This is a genomic window from Nocardia sp. CA-135953 (assembly GCF_050955735.1).
Taxonomy (GTDB): domain Bacteria; phylum Actinomycetota; class Actinomycetes; order Mycobacteriales; family Mycobacteriaceae; genus Nocardia.
The window spans coordinates 6,483,353-6,501,599 of record NZ_CP192082.1 but is presented as its reverse complement, the minus strand read 5'-3'; the positions used below and the strand labels follow the sequence as shown (position 1 = coordinate 6,501,599).

The 18,247-nt window shown below is 66.2% G+C and carries 12 protein-coding genes; 6 read left to right on the top strand and 6 right to left on the bottom strand.

Going from position 1 to position 18,247, the window contains the following annotated elements; genetic code table 11:
* Nucleotides 1–14: 14 nt before the first annotated feature.
* The 6 genes from ACQPXH_RS29800 to ACQPXH_RS29775 form a co-directional block, all read right to left on the bottom strand.
* Nucleotides 15–794, bottom strand: coding sequence for a lysostaphin resistance A-like protein (locus ACQPXH_RS29800; protein WP_433599771.1), 780 nt, complete (start codon nucleotides 792–794; stop codon nucleotides 15–17).
* Between the two features lie 88 nt (nucleotides 795–882).
* Nucleotides 883–1,833: an RluA family pseudouridine synthase gene (locus ACQPXH_RS29795; RefSeq protein WP_433599770.1), complete on the bottom strand. Its 951-nt coding sequence runs from the start codon at nucleotides 1,831–1,833 to the stop codon at nucleotides 883–885.
* Between the two features lie 51 nt (nucleotides 1,834–1,884).
* Nucleotides 1,885–2,337 (bottom strand): TIGR03667 family PPOX class F420-dependent oxidoreductase, encoded by a 453-nt coding sequence (locus tag ACQPXH_RS29790; protein ID WP_433599769.1) that lies wholly within the window; start codon nucleotides 2,335–2,337, stop codon nucleotides 1,885–1,887.
* A 61-nt stretch (nucleotides 2,338–2,398) separates the two neighbouring features.
* On the bottom strand, nucleotides 2,399–2,593 hold the full coding sequence (locus ACQPXH_RS29785; protein WP_387295093.1) for a hypothetical protein: 195 nt from the start codon (nucleotides 2,591–2,593) through the stop codon (nucleotides 2,399–2,401).
* A 420-nt stretch (nucleotides 2,594–3,013) separates the two neighbouring features.
* Nucleotides 3,014–3,715, bottom strand: a complete 702-nt coding sequence (locus tag ACQPXH_RS29780; RefSeq protein WP_433599768.1) for a siderophore-interacting protein — start codon at nucleotides 3,713–3,715, stop codon at nucleotides 3,014–3,016.
* 123 nt (nucleotides 3,716–3,838) lie between these two features.
* Nucleotides 3,839–4,330, bottom strand: coding sequence for a hypothetical protein (locus ACQPXH_RS29775; protein WP_433599767.1), 492 nt, complete (start codon nucleotides 4,328–4,330; stop codon nucleotides 3,839–3,841).
* Nucleotides 4,331–4,472: 142 nt separating this feature from the next.
* Between ACQPXH_RS29775 and ACQPXH_RS29770 the strand changes: the two genes are divergently transcribed.
* The 6 genes from ACQPXH_RS29770 to ACQPXH_RS29745 all read left to right on the top strand — a co-directional run bounded on the left by ACQPXH_RS29770 (nucleotide 4,473) and on the right by ACQPXH_RS29745 (nucleotide 18,230).
* Nucleotides 4,473–5,795 (top strand): SidA/IucD/PvdA family monooxygenase, encoded by a 1,323-nt coding sequence (locus ACQPXH_RS29770; protein ID WP_433599766.1) that lies wholly within the window; start codon nucleotides 4,473–4,475, stop codon nucleotides 5,793–5,795.
* Between the two features lie 40 nt (nucleotides 5,796–5,835).
* Entirely contained in the window at nucleotides 5,836–6,771 is a 936-nt protein-coding gene (locus tag ACQPXH_RS29765) for a methionyl-tRNA formyltransferase (protein ID WP_433599765.1), read from the top strand.
* Between the two features lie 207 nt (nucleotides 6,772–6,978).
* Complete coding sequence (locus ACQPXH_RS29760; protein ID WP_433599764.1) at nucleotides 6,979–7,770, top strand: thioesterase II family protein; 792 nt, start codon at nucleotides 6,979–6,981, stop codon at nucleotides 7,768–7,770.
* Entirely contained in the window at nucleotides 7,767–9,083 is a 1,317-nt protein-coding gene (locus ACQPXH_RS29755) for a polyketide synthase (protein WP_433599763.1), read from the top strand. Before ACQPXH_RS29760 ends, ACQPXH_RS29755 begins: the two co-directional genes overlap by 4 nt.
* Nucleotides 9,076–12,195 carry a nocobactin polyketide synthase NbtC gene (nbtC, locus tag ACQPXH_RS29750; protein ID WP_433599762.1) on the top strand — a complete coding sequence of 1,040 codons (3,120 nt, stop codon included), beginning with the start codon at nucleotides 9,076–9,078 and terminating at the stop codon, nucleotides 12,193–12,195. The genes ACQPXH_RS29755 and nbtC overlap by 8 nt, the downstream gene beginning before the upstream one ends.
* A gap of 14 nt (nucleotides 12,196–12,209) precedes the next feature.
* The gene (locus ACQPXH_RS29745; protein WP_433599761.1) at nucleotides 12,210–18,230 is read left to right on the top strand and encodes an amino acid adenylation domain-containing protein; all 6,021 of its coding nucleotides are present in this window, start codon (nucleotides 12,210–12,212) and stop codon (nucleotides 18,228–18,230) included.
* Nucleotides 18,231–18,247 lie beyond the last annotated feature (17 nt).

Genomic DNA, 18,247 nt, shown 5'->3' with positions numbered 1-18,247 from the left:
GCTCGGAATTCGGGTCAGCTGAGGGTGGTGTGCCAGACGATGGCGGCGGCCAATGCGCCCGCGCCGTTTATCGACCAGTGCAGGGCGATGGGGGCGAGGAGGCTGCCGCTGCGGCGGCGCAGCCAGGTGAAGACGACGCCCGCGGCGGCGGTGGCGATGACGGCGAGCAGGATGCCGATGATCTGACCGGCCGGGCCGCCGCCGATGAAGCCGGTCAGGCCTCGGTTGCTGGTGGTCAGGCCGAGGGAGGAGGCGATATGCCAGAGGCCGAACAGCAGGGAGCCTGCCGCGAAGACCCCGCGGACGCCGTAGACGCGGTCGAGCGTGCCGTGCAAAACACCGCGGAAGGCCAACTCTTCCGGGATCGCGGTCTGCAGCGGGATGACGATCATCGATGCGATGAGCGCGCCGGAAATGGTGGCGTAGCGGTCGGCGAGGAAGAACGGCCGGGTGATCGGCAGCAGCGCCCCGATCGCGACCACCGCGAGCACCAAGCCGACCGCGCCGAGCGCCCATAGCGTGCTGCGTCGCCAGTGCCGTGGTGCGAGTCCGAGTTCGGACCAGCCGAGTCCACGTCGCCGCATGAGCCCGAGCAGCACCACGGCGGCGATCGGAACGGTGAGGATGCTCGCCCACGCGGTGGTGAAGTGGGCGATCAGATTCGTGCAGGCCAGGACGATCACCACAACGGCCACGTCGAGATAGGCGTGCAGTTTGTGGCGGGGCGGTGCGCCTACCCAGCCCGTCGGCTCCGCCGACTGCCATTCCCCTTCGTCGAGGTCCTGTTGAAGCATCCGGCCCAGTCTACGGATGCCCACAACTGGCGCGACGGCTTCGGCTTCGGGGGGTTGCGTCATCAACATGGTCGTACCTTGTTTCGCGCTACGCTCCGCGGCGTTGATGCCGACCCCGCCAACCCGGCGGATCCGCCCATGCCTGCAGCGTCCGAGCACTGTCGAACCGGCGCGGTGCGCCGCTGACCGGGTCGGTGAATTCGAGTGATGTGGCCAGCAATTGCAGGGGACGAGTGAAGTCGTGCACAGATTTGTCGGTGAGCACCGGATAGAAGTCGTCGCCGAGGATCGGAATGCCGAGTCCGTTCATATGTAACCGCAGTTGATGGGTGCGCCCGGTCAGCGGTCGCAGCCGGTAGCGGCCGAGGCCCTCGCGCTGCTCGAGCAATTCGATCCAGGTCTCCGCATTGGGCTCACCCGCCACCTCCTGCGCGGCGAGCACCTGCTTCTCCTTGATGATCCGGCTGCGCACCGTGCGCGGCAGCGTCAGCTCCGGATCGAAGGGGGCGATGGCCTCGTACTCCTTGCGCACCGTGCGCTTGTGGAACATCGTCTGATAGGCCCCGCGTCGGGCCGGATTGATCACGAAGAGCACCAGCCCCGCCGTGACGCGATCGAGCCGGTGCGCCGGAATGAGATCGGGTAGGTCGAGTTCGCGACGTAGCCGGACCAACGCCGTCTGCAGGATGTGCTGGCCGCGCGGAATCGTCGCCAGGAAGTGCGGCTTGTCCACCACGAGCAGATCGTCGTCGCGGTAGATGATCGGGATATCGAACGGAACTTCGGTCTCATCGGGTAGGTCGCGATGGAACCAGACCGCGCCCCCCGGCACATACGGCGCGTCCGGTGCGATCGGACCGGATAGATCGACGATCCCGCCCGCATCCAGCAGCTCATCGATGCGCGCGGCGGGAACACGAGGCAGCCGATCCACCAGATGGTCGCGAATGGTCGCCCAATCGCCCTGCTCCGGTAGGCGGAGCCGGGCCGGATCCAGGCCGTGCCGCTTCGGCAACGGCGGCTGCTGCCTCCTTCTCATTACCGACGACCTTAGTCGGCGACTAATCCCCAGCTCACGGTCGGGTCGGGCTCAGAATCCGCGCAGTCGATCCGGGGTGATGCGCACTGTGACCGAGAAGTCGGCGTAGAACTGTTCGTCGGTCATCGACAGCGAGACGAGTCCCTCGACGTATTTCTCGGTGAACGCGGCGACTTCCGCCGGTGTCGGCCCGGTTTCGTCGATTCGCGCGGTGCCGGTGAGAATCACCACGTCGTCGCCGGTTGCGGTGCTGTTGAGATGTAGCGACACCCGAGAATTGCGGGCGATATTGCGCAACTTCGGCTTATCGGCCTGGCTGAAGATCAGGAATTCACCGTCGCGCCAGTGGAACCACACCGGATTCGGCTGTGGTGTTCCGCTGCGGCCGACGGTGGTCAGCCAGATGACATTCTCGCGTTCCAGGCGGGCGGCGACCCTGGCACCGAATGCGGTGCCGGTGTCGACGACGGGCGTGGCGGAGCGATCGGATTCGGTGGTGGTCATGATTCTGACAACGCAGACAGCGTGCAGTCGGTTCCAAGGCGGTGCAGTTGCGCCATCACGACTACGGCTCGGCGCGTTCGTCCAGCACCATTCGCCGGGACTCGACCAGCGTCTGCCGGGCGCGGCGGCGCACCTTGCAGCTGTCGACACTGCAATTCAGATGTACCTGCATCGCTCGGTGCGCCTGTCGCTCGGTCAAGGTGCCGGGATCACGGCGGCAATCGCCGATATTCGAAATAATTGTCGTGACAAACATTTTCACATCTCCAACCGCAGTCGCAATCTGTGTAGCTGCATAAGCTAGTAATGCTCGCGCGCGAAAGTTGCTGGGATGGTGCGCCGTTCACACAAGCTTCCCCGGCATGTCGAAGACATGTTGCCAAATGCGATGAGAGAACCGGTCATTCGGTATCGAGCAGGTGCGAGTTCCCACGGCACCCGATCGGTCGTCTATCGCCACCGCTCGTACCGCACGGTGCATGCTGCGCTCGCGGTGCTGATGGCAGGTCGGACCGTGCTCGTCATCGCGCACCGGCCACCACCGCTGTCCCGATCAGCCCATCCCGGAGGATGATTGGCGCTGCCGAGGGGAGTCAAAGGGTGGCCGGCGCGGAGATCAGGAACGACCATTTGACTACCGTCGGTGAGTTCGCAGCGCATGGTGCGGGCCGGGATGTTATTTCCAGTACGCGCGGGATTTGATGGCGGGTTTCGGGAGCTCGTGGGTGGTCTTGAGCGCCTTTACGATCGACCGTGTGGTGTGGCCGTCACACGCGACCCAGGCGAAAGCGTCCTTCGGGCATTCCATTTCATCGGCCTGCTCGCGCAGCAGCCGGCCGTTGTCGATCCGCTGCACCCATTTCACCTGGTGGTGCGGCTTATTGCGGACCGGCAGCCCGGTGTCGGATTCGTATTGCCATTCCAGCCAGACCCGGGCGGGCACATCGCCTATCGCGTCGAGCAGGGAATTGATGGCGGGCAGCGACGCGGTATCGCCGAAGATGACGAACTCGCTCGGGAGTGGGTCGGGCAGTTGGAAATCCGAGCCGAGCACCGAGACATCGATCTGGTCGCCGACGGCCGCCTTTTGCGCCCACATCGAGGCGGGCCCGTGGTGCACCGCGAATTCGATCGAGAATTTGTTCCCGTCCGGATCGGGATCGACCAGCGTGTAGCCCCGCTGATGTTCGCGCTCACCGTTCGGAATCCACAGCCGCACCCACTGCGTCGGATGCACCGGATGATCGGCGAGCAGTCCACCCGCATCGAATCCGAGCCGCATGTACTTGTCGCTGATGTACTCGGTCGAGGTCACCGTGAGCCGGTAATCCTCGGCGCGCCACGCCTTCAGCATCAACCCTTCGAAACCTCTACCCATGCAGCTAAGGTTAGCCTAAACACACTCTAATGTCGTGGGGTGTCCGGTGAAACTACTCCGAATGGCCGTGTGGCCCCGAGGCGATGATCGGCCTCGGGACCAACTCGCGTGTGTCGCAGGCGATTACAGGTTGCAGGGCAGCATCGCGACGCTCGCGATGGTGCATTCGGCCTCGCGGGTCAGCTTCCAGGTGCCGTCGATCTGCTTCCAGGACAGGTCGAAGTACCAGGGGTCCCAGCCGTCGATGGCGGTGGTCAGCTGGGCGGTGAGCAGATCGCCGGAGACATCGACCGGGCCGAGGACGTTCCAGCGGAAGCTCGGCGGCGCCGAGGCCATGACGCTGCCGACCTGGTCGACCAGGCTGAGACCGGCCTCGCCCGCCTCGAGTTCGGCCGCGCGGGCGGAGCGCGAAGCGCCGGTGTTCAGCACCAGTTGCAGCTTGGTCTTCAGCTCGCCGAGGCCGGGAGCCGCGGTCCGCATCGGCGCGCCGACGGGCGCGGCGGTGGCCGGGGCCGCCGTGGCGACGGTGCCGAATGCGCCGACAACTGCGGCCGCGGTGAGCGAGAACGCCGCGGCGGCAAGGCGTGCCACCGGCCTATTTCTGGTGCTGAGCATCGGATCATCCAATCGTTCGTTTGCCGGGAGGTGCCGATCCGGGGACTGGCACTACAGTGCAATATAAGGTAAGCCTATGCAAAGCTGAAGTCGGAAAGTTAGGTGACCCTGGCTACCGCCCCAGATCGAACGCAGGAGAACCGTGGACACACTATTGGTGGTCGGCGCCGGGCCGAAAGCCCTTGCGGTGGCGGCAAAGGCGCACGTCCTGCGGAAATTGGGGCTCGCGACCCCGCGCGTGATCGTCGTCGAGGCGCATGCTGTCGGCGGAAATTGGCTGCCGAGCGGCGGCTGGACCAACGGTCAGCACCGGCTCGGTACCAGTCCGGAAAAGGACATCGGATTCCCGTACCACTCGACTTGGGCGCGCGGGCACAACCGGGCCATCGACGAGGCGATGATGGCCTACAGCTGGACCTCCTTCCTGGTCGAGCACGGCACCTACGCCGAATGGATCGACCGCGGCCGGCCGAGCCCGCACCACCACGTCTGGGCTAAATATCTGCAGTGGGTGTCCCGCGCGATAGATCTCGAATTGGTCCTGGGGACAGTGGATTCGGTCGCGGCGGCGGCCGACGGCTGGCTGGTTTCGGTGACCGACGCCGCCGCTGGCAACAGCTTGCAGGTCGCTCGAAACAACACTGCTGTTATCACCCAGATCGACACGGACGCGCTGATGATCACCGGTCCTGGCCACAGCGGTCAGGCGTTGGCCGAACACCCCAGGGTGCTCAGCATCGCCGAATTCTGGGATCTGGCGGGCAAACGCGCGCTGCCGGTCTCCTCGCGCGTCGCGGTGATCGGTGGTGGCGAAACAGCGGGTTCGGCGCTGGACGAGCTGGTTCGCCACGACATGCTGACCATCTCGGTGATCACGCCCAAGGCCACCATCTACACCCGCGGCGAAAGCTATTTCGAGAACGCACTTTTCAGCGATCCGACGAAGTGGAACGCGCTGAGCATGGACGAGCGCCGCGACGTCATCCGGCGCACCGACCGCGGTGTGTTCTCGGTTCGCGTGCAGGAGAGCGTCATCGGCGACAACCGCGTGCATCACCTGCAAGGACGGGTCGTGCGGGTCGCCGAACGGGGTGACGGCGTGGCGGTGACGCTGCGCAACGACCGTCGCCCGGATCTGGTGCAGAACTTCGACCTGGTGGTCGACGCGACCGGCGGGCAGCCGCTGTGGTTCCTGGAGCTCTTCGATTCCGATGCCGCCGATCTGCTCGAGCTCGCCATCGGCGGCCCGCTGACCCAGCCCAGGCTGGAGGCCTCGATCGGCTACGACCTCGCGGTCTCCGGACTTGACGCGAAGCTCTATCTGCCGAATATGGCCGCCATCGCGCAGGGGCCCGGGTTCCCGAATCTCAGTTGCCTCGGCGAACTTTCGGATCGGATCTTGCGTACCGCCCCGGCGCGTCAGGTCGTCGGTGCGCGGCGGGGTGCGGCCGCCCGGCTGTGCTGATTCGGCCCGGATATCCCCAATACATCTACGTGAGGTTTTCATGCGCATCGTCTCGTTCGGCTTCCAGACCTGGGGCCGCAAAACGCTACAGGCACTGATCGATTCGGAGCACGAGGTCGTACTCGCGGTCACCCATCCGGCCAGTGCGGACTCCTACAAGGGAATCTGGTCGGATTCGGTCGAGGACCTCGCCCGCGCGCACGCCATACCTGTGCATCTGACCGAACGGGCCGATGCCGAAACCATCGACCTGGTGAAGCGGGCCGAACCGGACGTGATCGTGGTGAACAGTTGGTACACCTGGATGCCCGCCGAGCTCTACAACCTGCCCCCGCACGGCACCCTGAATCTGCACGATTCGCTGCTGCCCAAGTTCACCGGCTTCTCGCCGGTGCTGTGGGCGCTCATCAGCGGCGAGTCCGAGACGGGTCTGACCGTGCATCGGATGGACGAGGGGCTGGACACCGGCGACATCCTGGTGCAGCGCTCATTGCCCATCGGACCCACCGATACCGGCACCGAATTGGTCTTGCGCGGTATGGAACTCATCCCAGGCGCGCTGCAGGAAGCGCTGTACGCCCTGGAATCCGGTACCGCGCAATGGAAGCCGCAGCGCAAATCCGAGCGCACCTACTTCCACAAGCGTTCGGAACGGGACAGCCGCATCGACTGGAACTGGTCCGCCGTCGATCTGGAGCGTTTCGTGCGCGCGCTGTCCGAGCCGTATCCGCGCGCGTTCACCTACTACCGCGATGAGCGGATCGAGGTGCTCGGGGCGGCGGTCTCGGAGGCGCGCTACGGCGGCACGCCCGGTCGGGTGATCGTGCAGGAGGGCGGCGGCGCGGTGGTGTGTGGTCCGGAGGCGCATCGCGGGCGCAACCGTGGCTTGGTGCTCACCCGGATTCGCACCGCGGACGGTACCGAGCATTCGGCCGCGGAATTCTTCACGCGCGGTGGCTATCTCACCGGTCGATGAGGCGGCGGCACAGGGGAGTCGGCCGGAATCGGTGGATCTGTTAGGGTAGGCTACGCTAATATCGGGCGCCCGTTCAGAAGAATCGACCGTTCAGAAGTAACCAGATCAGTGCAGCGAGCCGGGGTTTGTTGTACACCGCCGATCGAATGACGCTGCCTGGCGCGACCGTTGCGCCGGGACGTCCGGCGGAAGCGCAGGAGTCAAGACATGCCAGCAAATCTCGGATGGATCCGGCAATTCCATAAGCACCGCTCCACCGCTAGCGACTGCTCGCAGGTCGCTAGAAACGGCACAGCACGCCCGCCCCTGTTGATCTGCCCGCACGCGGGCAGCGGCGCGTCCACCTATCGCGCGTTCTCGAAGGTGCTCAGCGAGCACTTCGATGTGCTGATCTTCCAGTACCCAGGTCGTCAGGACCGGGCCCGCGAGGCGGCCCTCGCCACGCTGCCCGAACTGGCCGCCGGTGCGTTCGCGGAATTCCGGACTTCCGAACACAATCGCGGTCTGCCGCTGACGGTCTTCGGCCACAGCATGGGCGCGATGGTGGCCTTCGAACTGGTGCGCAATGCCGAGGCGGCCGGACTCGAGGTGCGACTGCTCGCCCCGTCCGCCGCGGTTTCGCCGGGCCGGGCTATCGACTTGCCGCCGCATCCGACCGAGGACGAGCAGATCCTCGACCACCTCGGCGCCATGGAGGGCACCGGCGCCGATGTACTCGGCAGCCGCGAGCTCATGCGGATGGCGCTGCCGGTGGTGAAGGCCGACTACCGCGCCTTCGATGCCTACACCTGTCCGGTGGATGTCCAGGTGCAGGCCAAGATTCATGTGCTCGGCGGTGCCGAGGACCCTTTCATCACGCCGCGTGAGCTGTACGGCTGGTCCAATCACAGCACACGGGAAATCGACGTCACCATCTTCGACGGCGGGCATTTCTACCTGAACGACAATGCCGCCGGTATCGCGGAGCTGCTCGCGCCCGAACTGGATCGCGTCGGATGAGTAGCGAAATGGATCCGATCGTCATCTCCGGTATGGCCGTCGAGGCGCCGGGCGGTATCGAAACGCTGCCCGACTTCTGGTCGGCGCTGGCCGAAGCGCGCGAACTCATCGGACCGTTCCCGCGCAATCGGGAATGGCCGATCGAGGAGTTGCTCGCGCTGCACCGTACCGAAGGCTGGAGCCGGGTCGCCGATGCCGGTGGGTTCCTGTCCGAGGCAACCGAATTCGATCCGATGTTCTTCGGCATCACCCCGCGCGAAGCCATTTCGATGGATCCGCAGCAGCGGATCGCGCTGCGGGTGGCCTGGCGGGCGCTGGAGAATGCGGGCATCAATCCGGGCGCGCTGGACGGCGCCGAAGTCGGCTGCTTCATGGGCGCGTCCATCAATGAATACGGGCCGCAGTCAGGCGTGGTGACCGAGTACTCCGGATACCGCGCCACCGGGACCGCCCTCGGTGCGGTGGCGGGCCGGATCTCGCACAGTCTCGGACTGATCGGGCCGTCGCTGACCACCGACACCGCGTGCGCATCGTCGCTGACCGCATTGCACCTGGCTACCAATGCCGTGCGTGCCGGTGAATGTGACTGGGCGCTGGCCGGTGGCGTCTGTGTCATGGGCTCGCCCGCGGCGTTTTTCGAGTTCTCCAAGAACAACGCACTCGCCGTCGACGGCCACTGTCGCTCCTATGCCGCCGATGCGACGGGCACGCTGTGGGGTGAGGGCGCCGGTGTGGTCGTCGTGGAACGCGAGTCGCGCGCACGGGAACTCGGCCATCGGATCTACGGCCGGGTGCTCGCCACCCGGGTCAATCACAACGGCAAGGGCGCACCGCTCGCGGTACCCAGCGCGACGGCACAGCAGCGACTGATCGAGAAGACCTTGGCGGCGGCCGGAATCCAACCGGACGACATCGGCCTGATCGAGGGGCACGGCACCGGAACGCCGGTCGGTGACCCGCTCGAGCTCACCGCCCTCGCACAGTCCTATGGCGGTGTCGACCGCGGCACCGATGGTCCGCGACTCGGCTCGGTGAAGTCGAACATGGGTCACGCACAGGCCGCCTCGGGGGTGCTCGGCCTGATCAAGGTGCTGCTGAGCGGCGCGAACGGTCAGATCGCGCCGAGCCTCTACGCGGACAACCCGACCACCGAGGTGGATTGGGATGCCACCAGCTTGCGGCTGGCCACGGAACTCGAACCCTGGGACCCGATCGACGGCGTCCGCTATGGCGCCGTCTCTTCGTTCGGCGTCGCCGGCACCAACGCGCACGTGATCTTGGCCATGCCCGTGCTGGAGGATATCGATGCCTGATTACCGACTACCGGACGGCACCGTCCCCGTACTGCTTTCCTCCGATACGGCCGACGGACTGCGCGGCGAGGCGGCTGCCGTCCTGGGATATCTGGAGCGGCATCCCGGAGTGACCCCGGATCGCGTGGCGGACATGCTGTTTCGCACCAGGGTCGCGCGTCGGCGGCGGGCACTGGCGATGGTCACCGATCGCGTGCAACTACTCGACGCGCTGCGGGCGATCGCCGAAGACGCCTCCCATGCGGCGGTGGTATCGACCGACGGAGCCGCGACCGCCCGCCGGATCGGGCTGGTTTTTCCCGGTCAGGGCAGCCAGCGGCCGGGTATGGGCGCGCTGTACTACGAGGTTTCCGCGGCCTACCGAGCCGAGATCGATGCGTGCGCCGAGATCCACGAGGAGCGTTTCGGCCACGTCAGCCCGCTGCACTATCTGCTCGGGCACGAGGGCGAATACGCCGACGCGGTCTGGGAGGTGCAGCCCGCCTTGATGTTTCATATGGCCGGTCTGGCCGCCATGTGGCGTGCTGTCGGTGTGCTGCCCGCCGCCACCATCGGGCACAGCCAGGGTGAGCTGGCGGCCGGTGCGGTCTCCGGTGTGATGACTCGGCGCGATGCGGTACTCGCGGTGACCCATCGCGCCCGGCTGGTCGAGCGGATCTCGCCGCGCGGCTATTCGATGGCCGTGTTCGGGATGAATCGCGATGACTGCGAGGCGCTGCTGGCCAGGCACTCCGGGTGGGCTGAGCTGTCGGTGGTCAATTCGCCACATATTCTGGCCATCTCGGGGGATCGGGACACCATTGTCGACATGGTCGCGACCGCGACCGCGAAGGGCCGGTTCGCCCGCGAGATTCGGGTCGCCTACCCGGCGCACACCTCGATCGTGGCCGTATTGCGAGCGGAGTTCGAGGAATTCCTCGGCACCGAGATGAGTGAGCCGAACTTCGCCGATACCGATATTCCTTGCTACGGAGCCACACTCGGCGCGGCGATCACTCCGGATCTGCAGCACGACGAGTACTGGTACTGGAATCTACGCAACCGGGTCCGCTTCGATCGTGCCGTCGTGGCGGCCGCAACCGACGGCGTCGATACCTTCATCGAGATCTCCGAACATCCGATGCTGCAACTGGCGGTGCAGGAGAATCTGACGTTGGTACCGCGTGATCCGGGGCTGCCGCCGCGCGATTTCCAGGTGCTCGGCACGTCGCTGCGCACCGCGACGGGGCTGGCGGAGTTCACGCGCAACCTGGCCACGGTCGCGGTCCACGACCTGAATTATTCATGGGATTCGCTGCGCAGCGAATCCGGCTCCGGCACTGTCCAATTGCCGCTTCGTGACTTCCCGAATACCGTGCTCAACCCGCAACGGCTCTGGGCCGCATACCGATCCGCGACACCGATCGCGCCGCCGGAACCGGTGACCGCGGAAGCGGTGGGTGGAGGCGAGTACCCGACGCGACTGGCCGAGAGTTGGGTGCGGCTGGAGCGACGCGCACTCGGCGCGCCGCGCAGGCTGCTGATCGTCGACCCCACCGGCCGATGCGGCGAACTGGCGGCCGCGCTGACCACCGCGGCCTACAACCACGGCGGCAATGCCACGGTTTCCGATCCCGTTCACCCCGAGTCTGTCGCCGACCACGACGCCATTGTCGTACTGCTGCCGGAACTTCCGGATATGGACGGGCCTACCGCCCTTCGTGAGGTGGCCGAGTTCTACGAGTCGCGGTGGCTACCCGCCATCGACTCGACCGTCACCGACTGCTGGCTGCTGACCATCGGCGGTGAATCCGTGGTGGCCGAGGATGCCGTGCCGCACCTGTTCCACGGCGCGATTTCGGCCGGATTCCGCTGCATCGGTATGGAACACATAGGCACCGCGTTCCGGCATCTGGATCTCGGCGTCGGCGAGAGCGACGCCGCGCAGGCCGCCGCGATTGTGCGGGCCCTGCATACCAAGGATGAACCGCAACTCGCGCTGCGTGCGGGTGGTCTGTACGCCAAGCGGCTCGAGGTCGACCAGGAGTCTTCGGGTGCCATCGCATCCGAGGACCTCGACCACATCGTGATCGTCGGGGGCACCGGCACACTGGGCTTGAAGTTCGGTGCGCACTTCGCCGAGCGTGGCGCTCGACGTATCACGCTGCTGAGCCGTTCCGGGGAGACCGACGCCATCGCGGCTCGGTTGCGTTCGATCCGGGAGAGCGGTGATGCCGAGGTCGTGGTCGTCGCGTGCGATGTCGGTGACGAGGCCGCGGTGCGCGGATTCGCCGACGCGCATGCCGATCGGCCGGTGAGCATGCTGGTGCATGCGGCGGTGAACTACGTCGGTGCCGAACTCGGCGATATCACTGCCGAAAAGGTCTGGGAAATGGGCGGTTCCAAGATTGTCGGCATCGATCTGTTGCTGCGCGCACTGCCGATGAGCGAGGACTGTCGCATCATCATCTGTTCTTCGGCGGCCGCGACGTTCGGCGGGCGCGGACAGATCCTCTACGCCACGGTCAATCGCATGCTCGATGTGCTCGCACAGCGCTTGCGCGCTCAGGGCGCCAACGCCGTCGCGGTGCAGTGGGGCATCTGGGATCTGGCGGGGCCGTTGCATGCGGTCGGTCTGGACCGGGTCACCGCGGCCGGGGTGGTACCGATGGATCCGGCCGACGCGCTCGTGGTCGGGATGTCCGAATACGCCGAAATCGGCCGACCCGGCAACCGGCTGGTCGCGGCAGCGGATTGGTCCCAGGTACATGCCCTCATCTCGGCGCTCGGATTCGGGCCATTGCTCACCGATGTGCTCACACAGATGCAGTGCTCAGCTCCCGCGGTCGAGCCGACGGCGACGCCAGTCATCGTGGTAGAGCCCACGCCCAGGCCCGCCGGTTCACTGTTCGACCAGGTCCGCATCGAACTGGGCAAGGTAATGGGCGTCGACGGGCTCGACCCCATCGACAGCTCGGTGCCGCTGGTGGCACTCGGCCTGGATTCGCTGCAGGCGTTGGACTTCCGCAAACGGGTGCAGGCGGAACTGAACCGCGATCTTCCGGTGGCGGCCATTCTGGGCGGCGCGTCGTTGGACGACGTCGTGCGCCTGATGGCCGACAGCAACGTCTAGGCGAGGGATTGACGATGTCGAACAATGAGCCGGCGAGCGTGCTGGACCGCCGCAAGGCGCTGCTGCGCCAGCGTTTGGCCGAAAGTGGTCTGACCGCACCGACTTCCGAGAATGCGCCGATTCGAAGATCGAAACCCGGTGAGCGTCATCCGCTTTCGGCCGGTCAGCGGCGCATGTGGTTTCTGCAGACCCGCGATCCAGAGGACACGACCCTCAATATTTGTGTGGCCTACCGGCTGACGGGTGCGCTCGACGAGGCGCGGCTGCGCGATGCGGTCGCGGCCGTCGTGAACGGCCACGACATACTGCGAACCACCTATGGGCTGGACGAGAACGGCGAGCCGTACCAGATCGCCCGTGCCGATCTCGAACTGTCCTGGCAGGCACACGATCTGACCGATCTGCCGGAATCCGGCCGGTCGCGCAGGCTGGAAGTGCTGGCGCGCCGGGAATTCGGCCGACCGTTCGATCTGGCGACCGAGTCGCCGTTGCGCGTCAGCCTTGTGCGCACCGGCGCCGACGAATTCGCCCTGCTCCTGGTCGCACATCACATCAGCTGGGACGACGACTCGTGGGCGGTCTTCTTCACCGAACTCAATGCCGCCTACCGCGCCGAGTCCGCCCAGACCGGCCGTGCGCAATTCGTCGACGTCGCGGTCATCGGCGATATCGCCGCCGCCGATAACGACAGCGCCGACAACGACAGCGCCGACAACGACAGCGCCGATATCGACTACTGGCGCGCAACCCTGCGCCCACTGCCGGAATCTCTGGAACTCCCTGGTCCGGCCGCGGTCGCCGCGATCGCGGCCAAGCAGTCCGACCGGTGCACATTGCCGTTGTCCGCGGAGCTCGTCGGCCGGGTCGAGGCCTTCGCGCGTGCACACGGCGCCACCCCGTTCATGGTGTGGCTGGCCGCCTATGACGCGGTGATCCATCGCTACACCGCGGCAACGGATTTCCTGGTATCGGTCCCGGTGACCGTGCGCCGCGATGCCGCCGCCGAATCATTGATCGGCTACTTCGGCAATACGCTGCTGCTCCGCGCCACCATCGGCGTCGAGGACACCTTCGCCCGCTTCACCGAAACCATTCGCGACACCTGTGTCGGTGCCTTCGCACATCAGAATGTCGGCATCGATCGCGTTGTGCGCGAAGCGAATCCGGATCGCGTCGGCGGCCGGGACGGGTTGGAGCAGCTGGTCCGACTCGGCTTCGGGGTCCGCAGGAGCGCACAGGGCTTCGATCTCGCGGGTGTCGAGGCGACGCTGCTGGATCTCGGTAGCGCTGTGGCGCAGGTTCCGCTGGGGCTGACCGTTGTCGCCGAAGCCGATGGCGCCTATCTGGAGGCCGAGTACCGGATCGCCGATCTGGACCGCTCTCTGGTGGAACAGCTGCTCGGCCACTATGTGCAGCTGCTGGACAGCGCGCTCGCGAATCCCGATCGCAGGCTCGGTGATATCGATATGCTCGGCGCGGCGGATCGGGCCGCGATTCTCGAACTGTCACACGGCCCGATTGTCGAGGCCGAACCGACCACCATGGTCGCGCTCTTCGAAAACCAGGTCGCCGCAACGCCCGACGCGCTCGCCATCGTCGCCCCTGCCGACCTCGATATCGAACTCAGTTATGTCGAACTGAATCGCCGCGCCAATCGTCTCGCGCACTGGCTGATCACGAGCGGACTGGGCACCGAGGACATCGTGGGGTTGCGGCTGTCGAATTCGGTGGAGTTCGTCGTCGCGGTGCTGGGTGTCCTCAAATCCGGTGCCGCCTACTTGCCCATCGATCCGGCCTACCCGGACGATCGCATCGACTACCTGGTCGAGGATGCCGCGCCCCGGCTGGTGCTCGGGTGGGCCGAACTGGCCGCCGCCGAGTCCGCGGCCGCCGAACTCCCCGAGACCGATCCTGTCGACACGGACCGGGTGCGACCGCTGCTGCCCGGCCATCTGGCGTATGTCATCTACACCTCCGGTTCCACCGGAAAGCCCAAGGGCGTGCCGGTGTCCCATGCCGCGATCGCCGAACATCTCGCGGGCTTCGTCGCGGAATGGAGTATGACCGCCGAAGACCGGCTACTGCAGTCCTCCTCGGTGAGCTTCGATGCCTCCCTGCTCGATATCTTCGTGACGCTGACGCTCGGCGCCCGGCTGGTCATCCCGAAGCCGGATGCCTTCCGCGATATTCCGTATGTCGCCGAGTTGATCACCCGCTGCGGGGTCACCGTGCTGCATATGGTGCCGTCGATGTTGAGCACCTTCCTGCTGCTGCCGGAGGTGAGCCAATGGCGTGCGCTGCGGCATGTTCCGGTGGGCGGTGAGGCGCTGCCCGGTGAGGTGGCCGACAAGTTCGCCGGCGTCTTCGATGCCGAACTGCGCAATCACTACGGTCCGACCGAGGCCGTGGTGTGTGCGACGCATATGAATGTGGAAGGTCCGCAGGGCACGCGGATCGTGCCGATCGGTGTGCCGAATCAGAACGTCACGGTGTATCTGCTCGACGAGGCGCTGCAGTTGGTGCCATCGGGTGTGGTCGGTGAGATCTATTTGGGTGGAGCGCAATTGGCGCGCGGCTACCTGAATCGGCGCGGGCTGACGGCAGAGCGGTTCGTGGCCGATCCGTTCGCATCGGGCGCTCGGCTGTATCGGACCGGCGATCTCGCGAGACGCAACGCCAATGGTGAGATCGAATTCGTCGGCCGGGCCGATGAGCAGGTCAAGGTGCGTGGGTTCCGGATCGAACTCGGCGAGGTCGAGGCGGCCATCGCGTCCTGTCCGGGTGTCGGCCACTGTGTCGTCATCGCGGTCGAGGACGCGGCCGTCGGTGCGATGCTGACCGCGTATGTGGTCGCGGCCAATGGTCTTTCGGAGTCGACGCTCGATATCGACGAGGTGCGCAGGCACGCCGCTGCGACGTTGCCGGAGTACATGGTGCCCAGTGCCTTCGCGGTGATCGACGAGATCCCGTTGACCGTGCACGGCAAACTCGATCGGCGCGCGCTGCCGGATCCGGAACGCGTCACCACACGCCGCTATCGGCAGCCGAGCACCGCCACCGAAATCCGGCTCGCCGGCCTGTTCGCGCAGATCTTCGGCCGCGAGCAGATCGGCGCGGACGATTCCTTCTTCGATCTAGGCGGGCATTCGCTGCTGGCCACCCGCCTGGTCATGCGGATTCGCACCGAATTCGGCGTCGAGATCGATGTGCGGGCACCGTTCGACACCCCGACCGTCGCGGGACTTGCCGCGCTCATCGAGGCCACACCGGCACCGGCCCGCGCTGCCGTGCCCGCCTTGCTGAAACGGGAACGGCCCGAGCATATTCCGCTGTCCTATTCGCAGCTCGCGCTGTGGTTCCAGCGCAAGCTGGAGGGGCCGAGCGCGATCGGCAATATTCCATTCGCGGTGCGGGTGGACGGCCCACTGGATCTCGATGCGCTGACTGCGGCGCTCGGCGATGTCGTTGCCCGGCACGAGGTGCTGCGCACCGTCTTCCCCGAGAACGGCGGTGTGCCCTATCAATTGGTGCTGCCCGCCGGGCCGATCGATGTGCCGGTAACGGAGCTGGACGATCCGGAGCAGCTGCGTGCGGAACTCGCTGCGGCCGGTGGGCATTGCTTCGCCGTTGCTACCGAGCTGCTGATCCGACCGCAAATCTTCGTGCTGGACAACAAGGCCCACGTACTTTCGCTGCTCGTACATCATCTGGTGGCGGATCACTGGTCGTTCCGGACGATTCTGGACGACCTCGCCACCGCCTACCGTGCACGCACCGCAGGCGCTGATCCGGACTGGACGCCCCTGGACGTGCAGTACGCCGACTATGCGCTGTGGCAGCGCGAGGTGGTCGAGACGCTCGGCACGCAGGTGGATTACTGGCGCGACACACTCACCGGTCTGCCGGACGAGATCAATGTCGCGCTGGATCGGCCACGTCCCGCCATTCTCGGCAAGAACGGACATGTGGTGCCGTTCGCGGTGCCCGCCGCATTGCGCGGCAAACTGAAGGGCCTCGCCGAGGCGAGCGGGGGCAGTGAATTCATGCTCTACCAGGCCGCCGTCGCGACTCTGCTGCACAAACTGGGTGCGGGTGTGGATATTCCGCTCGGTACGCCTATCGCGGGCCGGGTCGATCCGGCCGCCGCCGAGTTGGTCGGACTGCTCGCCGATATGGTGGTGCTGCGCAATGACCTGTCCGGCGATCCGACGCTGCGGACCGTGCTGGAGCGCTCCCGCGATACCGCACTCGGCGCCTACAGCAATCAGGACATCCCGATAGAACGCGTGGTCGACTCGCTGAATCCGGCGCGGTCCCGGTCCAGGAACCCGCTGTTCCAGGCCATGATGCACTTCCGCGAGGAGAACTGGGACGGTGCCGGTAAGGGTTTGGACGCGCACACCGCGCTGACGGTATTGCCATTGGATTTCGACATCTCGCTGCTGGACCTCAGCATCAATTTTTTCGCGGGCTCCGACGGCGGCTTCGATGCCAGCGTCATCGTCAATACCGATCTGTACGAGCCCGCGACCGGAGAGTTGTTCGCGCAGCGCATGCTTCGTGTGCTGACGGCCTTCGCCGAAGCACCCGACAGCACGGTCGGTGAGCTCGACATCATGCCCGCCGCCGAGCGGCAACGGGTCCTCGGTGAATGGGCCACCGGTGTGGAGCTCTCCTGGACGCCGGGCCTTGCCGAGTTGATCCGGCGCGGCCGCGGGGTGCCGACCGATCGGATCGCCCTGCGGTGCGGCACCGAGACGCTCACTTATGGCGAGCTGTTCGAACAGCTCGACGGCGGCGGATCGGCGCAAGTGCCCGATGGTGCTTCGATGGCCGGGGTGGTGCGCAGGCTAACCGCACTGGATGCGGTAGCGAATACCGGCGGGACCATTGCGGTTTCGCACGTTGTGCTCGACCGCGACGCGCTGGCGGCCGCGGTGGCCGATCGACGCGCCATTGCCGCCGATCGCCGCGGCGAATCGCTGGACCGGGCAACAGGTTGGGCGGATGTGCGACTCGTCGCCGTGCCCTGGACGGGATCGGAGATCGAAGTCGAGTTGCTGGCCGCGCTCGCCGATGGGGCGACGCTGATCCTCACCACCGAAGGTGAAGATCCGGTCGCGCTGGTCGAGCTGATCGGCGCGCATTCGGTCACCCATGTGGTCGCCGAGCCCGTCACGCTGTCGCGGTTCGTGCAGACCGGCGTATCCATGCTGCCGTCGGTGCACAGCTGGGAGGTCGTCGGAACCCATTGGCCCGCAGCGCTTCCCGATCTGCTGCCCGCGCTCGCAGCCGGTTCGGTCGCCACCTTCGACTTCCGGATTCCGGAGTACGTGGGTGCGGTGGCACGCGGTGCGGTCGATGGCAGCGGACGTGCGCGACCCATTCCAGGGGCTCGGCTGTTGGTGCTGGATGAAGCCCTGCGACCGGTCGCGCCCGGGGTTGACGGCGATGTGTACGTCGGTGGTGTCGGGCTTGCTCTGGGGTACGTCGAGGATTCGGCAGACGCGTTCATCGACGATCCGCACCTGCCGGGAGCCCGGTTGTTCCGCACGGGGCAGCGGGCGCGCTGGGATACCGTGGGGCGGCTCGCGTTCCGGACCGATAGCGCCGGTGAAACCAGCACGGGCAAAGCATCTTCCGATGTGGCGCACACCGAGACCGAACAGCAGCTCATTGCAATCCTCGAGGAACTGCTCGAGATCGAGGATGTCACCGCCGCCGACGGCTTCTTCGCACTCGGCGGCGACAGCGTGATCTCCATCCAGTGGTCGGCCCGCGCCGATGAGCTCGGTCTTCCGCTGTCTCCGCAGCTGATATTCGAGCACCTGACCATCGGCGAACTCGCGGCCGCGGTAGACGAAGCGGTAGCCGCCGGGGAGACCACGACCATGGGCGACACCTTCGGTACCGGTGGCGTGCAGGCCGAGCCCGAGCAGCCGACCGACAACCACCAGCACGCCGCGATGAGCGTGTCCGGCCTCGGCTCGGACGCGCTGGCCGCATTGGGTGCGGCATGGAAGCAGTCGCAATGAGGGGCGATTTCTTCCGA

Coding starts and splice junctions, on each gene's coding strand:
- ACQPXH_RS29780 (WP_433599768.1), bottom strand. CDS start 3,715: ATGGGTAGAGGTTTCGAAGGGTTGATGCTGAAGGCGTGGCGCGCCGAG.
- ACQPXH_RS29760 (WP_433599764.1), top strand. CDS start 6,979: ATGCCAGCAAATCTCGGATGGATCCGGCAATTCCATAAGCACCGCTCC.
- ACQPXH_RS29745 (WP_433599761.1), top strand. CDS start 12,210: ATGTCGAACAATGAGCCGGCGAGCGTGCTGGACCGCCGCAAGGCGCTG.
- ACQPXH_RS29775 (WP_433599767.1), bottom strand. CDS start 4,330: ATGCTCAGCACCAGAAATAGGCCGGTGGCACGCCTTGCCGCCGCGGCG.
- ACQPXH_RS29790 (WP_433599769.1), bottom strand. CDS start 2,337: ATGACCACCACCGAATCCGATCGCTCCGCCACGCCCGTCGTCGACACC.
- ACQPXH_RS29785 (WP_387295093.1), bottom strand. CDS start 2,593: ATGTTTGTCACGACAATTATTTCGAATATCGGCGATTGCCGCCGTGAT.
- nbtC (WP_433599762.1), top strand. CDS start 9,076: ATGCCTGATTACCGACTACCGGACGGCACCGTCCCCGTACTGCTTTCC.
- ACQPXH_RS29800 (WP_433599771.1), bottom strand. CDS start 794: ATGCTTCAACAGGACCTCGACGAAGGGGAATGGCAGTCGGCGGAGCCG.
- ACQPXH_RS29755 (WP_433599763.1), top strand. CDS start 7,767: ATGAGTAGCGAAATGGATCCGATCGTCATCTCCGGTATGGCCGTCGAG.
- ACQPXH_RS29795 (WP_433599770.1), bottom strand. CDS start 1,833: ATGAGAAGGAGGCAGCAGCCGCCGTTGCCGAAGCGGCACGGCCTGGAT.
- ACQPXH_RS29765 (WP_433599765.1), top strand. CDS start 5,836: ATGCGCATCGTCTCGTTCGGCTTCCAGACCTGGGGCCGCAAAACGCTA.